Below are 1439 nucleotides of genomic sequence, written 5' to 3'. Positions count from 1 at the left end.
CCGCTCATTCACCTCCCCATACGTCAACGACACCTCACCGTCCACCACCGCAACGCTGTCCGGCACACGCACAGCCTGCGCCTCGAACAACTCCGCCATCGAACCCGACGGCACCTCACGCGCGGTCGCGTTCCACTCCTCCACTACGCGACGCCGCTCGTCCGTCGGCAGAACGTCGATGCGTCCGATGGGCAGGCCGGGGTCGGTCAGGACAGTTTCGAGGACGCGCAGGCAGCGGGCACCGATCGCCTCGACCTCCGACACGTCGAAGAGATCCGTCGCATAACCCAGATGCAGTCCCAGGCTTCCATCGCTGACCATCGCCGCAACACTCAGCGGATAGTGGGTGGCGTCCTTGCCTTGTACGCCAGTGATGCTGAGCTCGTCGATGACCGACAAGCCGGTGTTGTTGATGGGGTAGTTCTCGAAGACGGTGAGGGTGTCGAAGAGGTCGCCGACGCCGGCGATCCGCTGAATGTCCGCCAGCCCCAGATGCTGATGCGCCATCAACCCGACCTGCTCGGCCTGCACCCGGCCCAGCAACTCCTCCAACGACAGACCCGGATGCAAACGGACCCGCACCGGCAGGGTGTTGATGAACAACCCCACCATCGACTCCACACCCGACACCTCCGGCGGACGACCCGACACCGTCGCACCGAACACCACATCATCACGACCCGTCAGACCACCCAACACCAGCGCCCACACACCCTGGACCACCGTGTTCAACGTCAGACCCCGACCACGGGCCCACGCCTCCAACTCAGCCGTACGCTCCCGCGAAAGCCCCACCACCACATGCTCAGGCATCCCCGGAGACCGCGAACCCACATCCGGCACCAGACGCGTCGTCTCCGACACACCCTCCAACGCCCCAGCCCAAGCAGCCTCAGCCTCACCCCGATCACGACCCGCCAGCCACTCCACGTAGTCGCGATACGGCGCCACCCGCCGCAGAGACTGGCCGTTCCCGTCCGTCTCGTAGAGCTCGAAGATCTCCTGGAAGAGCAGCGGGAAGGACCAGCCGTCAAGGATGATGTGGTGGTTGGTCAGGACGAACCGCCAGCGGTCTTCACCCGTCCGCGCCACGGCGAACCGGATCAGCGGCGCGCTCGTGAGGTCGAAGCGACCTCGTTCCTCGTCGAGGATGCGTGCCAACTCGGCGTCCTGGTCGGTGACGTTGAGGGCACTGAGGTCTTCCTCGCGCCACGGGATCTCCACCCGGTCCGCGATCACCTGCACCGTCGCCCCGGACTCCAGCACCCGGAAACCGGCCCGCAGACTCGCATGCCGATCCACCAACACCTGACACGCCCGCCGCAACGCCTCAACGTCCAGCGGCCCCACCAGATCGAAACCGAACTGACCGGTGTAGACATCCACCGCCTGCTCGTCATAGAGCGCGTGGAAGACCATGCCCTCCTGCACCGGCGACA

1 protein-coding gene is annotated in these 1439 nt (G+C 65.7%); it reads right to left on the bottom strand.

What is annotated here, in order from left to right; translation table 11 throughout:
• Positions 1-1431, bottom strand: a 1431-nt coding sequence (locus tag AB0G47_RS40850) for a condensation domain-containing protein (RefSeq protein WP_360781191.1), incomplete at its 3' end; no start/stop codon positions are given.
• Positions 1432-1439 lie beyond the last annotated feature (8 nt).

Origin of the sequence: Streptomyces sp. NPDC021622, from assembly GCF_040640795.1 — a bacterium.
In the GTDB taxonomy this organism is placed as follows: domain Bacteria; phylum Actinomycetota; class Actinomycetes; order Streptomycetales; family Streptomycetaceae; genus Streptomyces.
This window is presented reverse-complemented; position numbering and strand designations above follow the sequence as displayed.